This is a genomic window from Sphingobium sp. (assembly GCF_035511395.1).
Taxonomy (GTDB): Bacteria; Pseudomonadota; Alphaproteobacteria; order Sphingomonadales; family Sphingomonadaceae; genus Sphingobium.
The window spans coordinates 42,775-50,548 of the sequence record NZ_DATKFP010000360.1 but is presented as its reverse complement, the minus strand read 5'-3'; the positions used below and the strand labels follow the sequence as shown (position 1 = coordinate 50,548).

General features: G+C 66.3%; 5 protein-coding genes and 1 tRNA gene. 4 read left to right on the top strand and 2 right to left on the bottom strand.

Translation table 11 applies throughout. The annotated features are described in order from the left end of the window. The 3 genes from VMR39_RS24940 to virB11 all read left to right on the top strand — a co-directional run. On the top strand, nt 1-341 hold a 341-nt coding region (locus VMR39_RS24940), incomplete at its 5' end, for a TrbG/VirB9 family P-type conjugative transfer protein (RefSeq protein ID WP_325420287.1). Next, nucleotides 338-1,417: a TrbI/VirB10 family protein gene (locus tag VMR39_RS24935; RefSeq protein ID WP_325420285.1), complete on the top strand. Its 1,080-nt coding sequence runs from the start codon at nt 338-340 to the stop codon at nt 1,415-1,417. The genes VMR39_RS24940 and VMR39_RS24935, both read left to right, overlap by 4 nt. Further along, nucleotides 1,414-2,409 carry a P-type DNA transfer ATPase VirB11 gene (gene virB11 / locus VMR39_RS24930; protein WP_325420283.1) on the top strand — a complete coding sequence of 332 codons (996 nt, stop codon included), beginning with the start codon at nt 1,414-1,416 and terminating at the stop codon, nt 2,407-2,409. The genes VMR39_RS24935 and virB11 overlap by 4 nt, the downstream gene beginning before the upstream one ends. Nucleotides 2,410-2,452: 43 nt before the next feature. Here virB11 and VMR39_RS24925 read toward each other — a convergent pair. Then, nucleotides 2,453-2,539, bottom strand: a tRNA-Leu gene (locus VMR39_RS24925). Nucleotides 2,540-2,689: 150 nt separating this feature from the next. On the opposite strand from VMR39_RS24925, the gene VMR39_RS24920 reads away from it, so the two are divergent. Beyond that, nucleotides 2,690-3,187 carry a hypothetical protein gene (locus VMR39_RS24920; protein ID WP_325420281.1) on the top strand — a complete coding sequence of 166 codons (498 nt, stop codon included), beginning with the start codon at nt 2,690-2,692 and terminating at the stop codon, nt 3,185-3,187. Nucleotides 3,188-3,202: 15 nt separating this feature from the next. Here the strand turns inward: VMR39_RS24920 and gltB are convergent, their stop codons facing one another. Continuing rightward, nucleotides 3,203-7,738, bottom strand: a complete 4,536-nt coding sequence (gltB, locus tag VMR39_RS24915; protein WP_325420279.1) for a glutamate synthase large subunit — start codon at nt 7,736-7,738, stop codon at nt 3,203-3,205. Between the last annotated feature and the right edge of the window lie 36 nt (nt 7,739-7,774).

Genomic DNA, 7,774 nt, shown 5'->3' with positions numbered 1-7,774 from the left:
ATCGGCTGCGCTTCAACTATCCGCCGCCTCCGCCGCCGATCAGCGCGGTCCCGGTCGGGCTGACCCATGCCTATCGCCTGACCGGCGACCGGACGCTCTGGCCGTCCCATATCGGCGACGATGGCGAGCGGACCTTCATCCAGTGGGCCACCGACGTCAGCCTGCCGGCGGTCTATGCCGTGGACGGACAGGGGCGGGAAATGCTGATCAACGGCATGATGCGCGACGACCGACTGGTGATCGATGCGGTGTCCCAGCAGCTCGTCTTCCGCGTCGACAAGCATGTCGCGCGGGCGAAGCGCCTGGCCGAGGCGCCCGTTCCGGCGGAGGCGCAGCCATGACCGCGCCAGCGCCCCCGGAAGCACCGGAGGAGTCGATCCTGCCGGTGGTGCAGCGTCCGCGCGGCGGCCTGCCCACCATCGCACTGGTGCTGATCGCCATACTCGCCGCGGTCGGCCTGTTCACCGTCCTCAATGCGCGCCGGCAGGCGCTGAGCGCGCCCAGCGTCGCCCCCGGCCCGACCGATCAGGTGCAGGCAGGCAGCTCCGTCACTTCCCTGTTCATTCCGCCCGAACCCGCGCCGCCGCCGGCCATCGCCCATGTCGAGCCGCCCGCGCAGCCATTCCCGGTGGCGCCGCCGGCGCGCGGGCCGGTGCCCGGCAGCTTCATCCCCTACACCGCGCCACCACCGCCCCAATATGAAGCGCCGCCCTCCGCACCGCCGCGCCGGGCCGAGGGCAATGCGCTGGTGATCGACAACAGCGTCGCCGGGCAAAAGCCGGCCGACGCGGTGCCGGACGTCGCGCCGGCCTCTCCGTCTGCGCTCACGCCGACCAACAGCGATCGCGCGCGGGCAGGCATGTTCGCCGATCGCGCCACGACCGTGGTGCAGGGGACGCTGATTCAGGCGGTGCTGGAATCGGGCTTCGATTCCTCGCGGCCGGGTTTTGCCCGCGCCATCGTGTCGCGCAACGTCTATGGCTTTGACGGTACGCGCATCCTGATCCCGCGCGGCAGCCGGCTGGTCGGCGAATATCGCGCCGATACAGGGCAAGGGCAGAAGCGCGCCCTGATCAACTGGACGCGCCTGATCCGGCCGGACGGCGCAACCATCACCATCGCATCGCCATCGGCCGACCGGGTCGGCCGGACCGGGATGAAGGCCGATGTCGATACCCATTTCCTCGATCGCTTTTCCGGCGCGATCCTGCAATCCGCGCTCGATGTCGGTGTCGGCCTCGCAACGCCGCGACGCAGCACGCAGATCATCGTGCCGATCCAGGGATCGGTGAACGGCGTCAACCAGGCGATCCAGACACCACAGATCCCACCGACGCTGAAGGTGAAGCCCGGCGCATCGATCAGCGTCTTCGTCGCCCGCGACCTCGACTTCACGGATGTCGAAGGCGCGCGATGAAGCCGATCGATCCGGCCGGCGGCGGCATCTATCTCGCCAGCTATCTCGCGCCGCTGGCGGATATTCTCGCGCGGCCGGACGTGACCGACATCTATGTGAACCGGCCGGGCGAAGTCTGGGCCGAAACCACGATCGGCCAGATCGAGCGCCACACGCTGCCGGCGATCGACGAAAGCCTGCTGGCGCGGCTGGCGACGCAGATCGCGGCGTTCAGCAATCAGGGGATCAGTCGCGCCCATCCGCTGCTGTCCGCGACGCTGCCGGGCGGCGCGCGCGTCCAGATCATCGCGCCGCCCGCGACGCGCGGGCCGCTCGCCATGGCGATCCGCAAGCATCTCTCGCCCGACCTCGAACTCGCCGACTATGTCGCCAGTGGCGCGTTCGACGGGGTGCGAACCGATGTCGATCCGAATCATCATGCGGGGCATGAGGCGCTCAGCGCGCTGCTGGACCGGGGCGATGTGGGCGGCGCGCTGGCTGCGGCGGTGCGGGCGCGCAAGACGATTCTGGTGTCCGGCGGCACCTCTACCGGCAAGACCACCTTCCTTAATGCGCTGATGCGCGAGATCCCGGCCGAAGAACGGCTGATCCTGATCGAGGATGCGCCCGAGCTGCTGGTGCGCCACGACAATGCGGTCGGGCTGCTGGCGTCGCGCAGCGCATTGGGGGAAGCGCAGGTCAGCGCCGACGATCTGGTCGCGGCATCGCTGCGGATGCGGCCCGACCGGATCATCCTGGGCGAATTGCGCGGGCCAGAGGCCTATGCCTTCCTGCGCGCGGTCAATACCGGCCATCCCGGATCGATGACGACCGTCCACGCCGACAGCCCCGCGCGAGCGATCGAGCAGATCGTGCTGCTGGTGCTACAGGGCGGGTCGCGCCTCAACCGGGAGGATGTGCGCCACTATGTGCAGAGCTGCATCGGCGTCTATGTCCAGCTCGGCCGCGTGGGCGGCAAACGACAGGTGACGGACGTGGTGATCGCGCGTTGAGCGCGGGTGCCCGAAGGCGATGATCATTTCCGGTAAAGGATGATGGTGCGGTCAAGAAGACTCGAACTTCCACGGCCTTTCGGCCACAACGACCTCAACGTTGCGCGTCTACCAATTCCGCCATGACCGCACATCAAACAGGAAACCGGCGGCGCCGGTGCCTTGGTAGGAGGCGGCCCTTAGCAAAGGCTTTTGGGTCATGCAACAAGTGATCTGCATCTGCGTTATGATTGTCGCAAAAGGAGTTGTTTCTCCCCCGGCATAGGAGCGTGGACGAGCGATGCGCCTGTGGATGCTGTCAGCAACGACGATGACCGCAGCGGCGGCCATGGGGTTGGCGCTGGGCAGCTATGTCACCAGTCCCCAGCGATCGCCGCTGGAAAGGTTGGACGATCCCTATGGCGCCGCGCAGGTAAGCGAGGCGGCGCCCGCTCCCGCCGACCCCGGCCCGACCGAGATCCATTGTACCGGATGCGGGCCGACGCTCGCCGACCGCCATTATGCGGCGCAGATGGCGGGCCTCGACAGCGACGGCATGATTTCGGGCAGCGACGATCCGGTGGTGCGGGATTATCTGTCCGAATCGCAGGATGTGGCGCCGGCTGCGGACGCGCCAGCGCCGCTCCCGCCATCGACCCCAGTCAATGTGGTCCGATTCGCCCATAGCACGCCGATGGCTGCAAGCACGGTTCCCGTGGCGGTGGTGCCGACACAATCAGGGGCCGGGCAGACCGACGCGGAGCCTGCGCCTCCGATCGTTCCGACCAGCCCCCAATAAAGCCTTCCCGGCGGCTTATTCGGCCGCGACGACCTCCGCCTGCGCATCGCTCAGCGGATGGGCGAGGCGATTGATCATTTCCTTCGGGCAGACCTGCCAGAAATAACGACGCCAGCGGTCCCAGTCGTCCAGGATGGTGTTCGACCATTTGCTGTCGGTCGCCACCGCATGCTGGGCGATCAGCGCCTTGAGTTCAGCTTCCCAATGGGCGCTTTCCAGCCGCTGCCAGACGATGCTTTCGGGATTGGCGCGCGTCGGGAAGCTGCCATCCTCGTCGAGGATGAAGGCCATGCCGCCGGTCATGCCCGCACCGAAGTTGGCGCCGGTCTGGCCCAGGATCACCGCCGTGCCGCCGGTCATATATTCGCAGCCGTTCGCGCCGCAGCCTTCGACCACCACCTGTGCGCCCGAGTTACGGACGGCGAAACGCTCGCCCGCCTGACCCGCCGCGAACAGCTTGCCGCTGGTGGCGCCGTAGAGGACGGTGTTGCCGAGGATGGTATTGTCCTTGGACGACAGCGGCGACGACACGGTCGTACGCACCGAGATGATGCCGCCCGACAGCCCCTTGCCGACATAGTCGTTGGCGTCGCCGAACACTTCCAGCTTGATGCCCTTGCAGAGGAACGCGCCGAGCGACTGGCCAGCCGAACCACGCAGGCGGACCGTCAGATGGCCGTCGGCCAACGTCGACATGCCGAACTTCTCGGTCACGGCGGCGGACAGGCGGGTGCCCACGGCGCGATGCGTGTTGCGCACCGTATAGGTGAGCTGCATCTTTTCGCCCCGTTCGAACACGGCGCGCGCATCCTTCATCATCTGCGCGTCGAGGCTTTCGGGAACCGGATTGCGGCCCTCCAGGCTGAAGCGGCGCTGATCGTCGGGCGCATCGACCTTGGCCAGGATCGGGTTGAGGTCGAGATCGTCGAGATGCTCGGCGCCGCGATTGACCTGCTTGAGCAGTTCGGTCCGCCCGATCACCTCGTCCAGGCTGCGATAGCCCAGGCGCGCCAATATCTCGCGTACTTCCTCGGCGATGAAGGTCATCAGGTTGATGACCTTCTCCGGCGTGCCGGTGAACTTCTGGCGCAGCTTTTCATCCTGCACGCAGACGCCGACCGGACAGGTGTTGCTGTGGCACTGACGCACCATGATACAGCCCATGGCGACCAGCGACAGCGTGCCGATGCCGAATTCTTCCGCGCCCAGGATCGCCGCGATCACGATGTCGCGACCGGTCTTGAGACCGCCGTCGGTGCGCAGCTTCACCCGGTGGCGCAGACCGTTGAGGGTCAGCACCTGATTGGCTTCCGACAGGCCCATTTCCCACGGCGTGCCGGCATATTTGATCGAGGTCTGGGGCGACGCGCCGGTGCCGCCGACATGGCCGGCGATCAGGATGACGTCTGCATGGGCCTTGGCCACGCCCGCCGCCACGGTGCCGATGCCGGCCTGGCTGACCAGCTTCACGCACACCTTGGCGCGCGGGTTGATCATCTTGCAGTCGTAGATGAGCTGCGCCAGATCCTCGATCGAGTAGATGTCATGGTGCGGCGGCGGTGAGATCAGCGTCACGCCGGGCGTCGAGTGACGCAGGCGGGCGATGAACTCGGTCACCTTGAAGCCGGGCAACTGGCCACCCTCGCCGGGCTTGGCGCCCTGCGCGACCTTGATCTCGATCTCCTCGGCCGATCCCAGATATTCGGCATGGACGCCGAAGCGGCCCGACGCGATCTGCTTGATCACCGAGTTGGCGTTGTCGCCATTCTCATAGGGCTTGAAGCGCGCGGCATCCTCGCCGCCCTCGCCCGACACCGCCTTGGCGCCGATGCGGTTCATGGCGATCGCCAGCGTCTCATGCGCTTCGGGGCTGAGCGCGCCCAGCGACATGCCCGGCGTCACGAAGCGCTTGCGGATTTCGGTGGTCGCCTCGACCTCGTCGATCGGCACCGCCTCGCGGGCGAAGTTGAACTCCAGCAGATCGCGCAGATAGACCGACGGCAGGTCACGCACGCCGCGCGAGAATTGCAGATAGGTCGAATAGCTGTCGGTCGCGACAGAGGTCTGGAGCAGGTGCATCAGCTGCGCCGAATAGGCATGGGCCTCGCCACCGTTGCGCTGGCGATAGAAGCCGCCGATCGGCAGGCGCACCACTGCGCTGTCATGCGCAGCGTCATGACGCATCATCGCGCTGTAATGAAGCGAGGCATAGCCTTCGCCCGAAATTTTCGCCGGCATACCGGGGAAGAGATCGTTGACCAGCGCGCGCGACAGGCCGACCGCTTCGAAATTATAGCCGCCACGATAGGAGCTGACGACCGCGATGCCCATCTTGGACATGATCTTCAGCAGACCTTCATTGATCGCGACGCGATAGCGCTCGACGCACTGGTCGAAGCTCAAGTCGCCGAACAGGCCACGGGCATGGCGGTCCGCGATGCTGGCTTCGGCCAGATAGGCGTTCACCGTGGTCGCGCCGACGCCGATCAGCACCGCATAATAATGGGTGTCGAGCGCTTCGGCCGAACGCACATTGATCGAGGCGTAGCTGCGCAGCCCCTTGCGGACGAGGTGGGTGTGGACGGCAGCCGCCGCGAGCACGCCCTGAATGGCGACACGGTCTGCGCTGACGCCTTCATCGGTCAGGAAGATTTCGGTGCGGCCTTCGCGGACCGCCTGCTCGGCTTCCTCGCGGATGCGGGCGATGGCGGCGCGCAGCTGCTCCTGCCCGCCGGTCGCGGGGAAGGTGCAGTCGATCTCGGCCACAGCCGGGCCGAAATAGGCCTTCAGCCGCGCCCATTCGGCGCTTGTCACCACCGGCGATTCCAGCACCAGCACATGGCTGTTTTGCGCGCCTTCCTCCAGGATATTGTGGAGGTTGGAGAAACGCGTCTTCAGGCTCATCACATGCCGTTCGCGCAGCGGGTCGATCGGCGGGTTTGTGACCTGGCTGAAATTCTGGCGGAAGAAATGGCTGATCGTGCGCGGCTTGTCGGAAATGACGGCGAGCGGCGTGTCGTCGCCCATCGATCCGATAGCTTCCTTCGCATCCTCGACCATGGGGCTGAGGATCAGCTCCATATCCTCCAGCGTCAGATTGGCGGCGACCTGGCGGCGGGTCAGTTCCGCCTTGTCCCAGGACGGCAGCGCGCTCGGCGCGTCGGCCAGATCGTCGACGGTCAGGAAGTCCTTGATCAGGTCGCCATAGGGACGCTCGCCCGCGATCTGGTCCTTGATCGCGCGGTCGTCATAGATTTCGCCTTCCTGAAGATCGACGGCGATCATCTGGCCGGGGCCCATGCGGCCCTTCTTGACGATGGTGGTTTCGGGCACGACGACCATGCCGGTTTCCGACCCCACGATCAGCAGATTGTCGCCGGTCAGCGTGTAGCGCAGCGGACGCAGCGCGTTGCGGTCGACGCCGGCCACGACCCAGCGGCCGTCGGTCATCGCCAGCGCGGCGGGGCCGTCCCACGGCTCCATCACGGAGGCGAGATATTCATACATGTCGGCATGGGCCTTGGGCAGTTCGGCGCTGTCCGCCTGCCATGCCTCCGGCACCAGCATCAGCTTGGCGGTCGGCGCATCCCGGCCCGAACGGCAGATCGCCTCGAACACGGCATCGAGCGCGGCGGTGTCGGACGCGCCGGCCGGGATCACCGGCTTGATGTCCTCCGACTGCTCGCCGAAGGCCAGCGAGGCCATCTTGATCTCGTGGCTCTTCATCCAGTTCTTGTTGCCGCGGATCGTGTTGATCTCGCCATTATGAGCGAGCGTGCGGAACGGCTGGGCCAGCCACCATTGCGGGAAGGTATTGGTCGAATAGCGCTGGTGGAAGATCGCGACGCGGCTCTCAAACCGCTCGTCCTGAAGGTCCGGGTAAAAGACCGACAGCGATTCGGCGAGGAACAGCCCCTTGTAGATGATCGAGCGACACGACAGCGAGCAGATGTAGAAATCGTTGATCTGCGCGGCGATCGCCTTCTTCTCGATCCGGCGGCGGATCAGGTAGAGATCCTTCTCGAACTCGGCCATGTCGCGTTCTTCGGGCATCGGGCCGGCGATCATGATCTGCTCGATTTCCGGGCGGGTCGCCTGCGCCTTCTGGCCGATGACCGACACGTCGACCGGCACCTGGCGCCAGCCATAGATGGTGTAGCCCGCGTCGATGATCTCGCTTTCGACGATCGTTCGGCAGGCTTCCTGCGCGCCAAGGTCCGTGCGCGGCAGGAAGACCATGCCCACGGCCAGACGGTTGGGCAGCGGCTTGTGCCCGCTGTCGGCGATGCAATCGTCGAAGAAGCGCACTGGCAGGTCGACATGGATGCCCGCGCCGTCGCCGGTCTTGCCATCGGCGTCGACCGCACCACGGTGCCACACGGCCTTGAGCGCATCGATCGCGCTGGCGACCACGCGGCGGCTGGGGCGACCGTCGGTCGCAGCTACCAGACCCACGCCACAGGCGTCGCCTTCGAGATCGGGATGATACATGCCCTGCGCAGCGATACGCGCGCGCTCTTCGGGACTGGCCATGAAGTTGGTGTCGGTCATGATGACTACCCTTGCCTGCGGCCGCCCGCTTCTTCG

Bases quoted from the DNA above. Each gene is read 5' to 3' on its own strand.
- VMR39_RS24935 (WP_325420285.1), top strand. From the start codon at position 338: ATGACCGCGCCAGCGCCCCCGGAAGCACCGGAGGAGTCGATCCTGCCG.
- virB11 (WP_325420283.1), top strand. From the start codon at position 1,414: ATGAAGCCGATCGATCCGGCCGGCGGCGGCATCTATCTCGCCAGCTAT.
- VMR39_RS24920 (WP_325420281.1), top strand. From the start codon at position 2,690: ATGCGCCTGTGGATGCTGTCAGCAACGACGATGACCGCAGCGGCGGCC.
- gltB (WP_325420279.1), bottom strand. From the start codon at position 7,738: ATGACCGACACCAACTTCATGGCCAGTCCCGAAGAGCGCGCGCGTATC.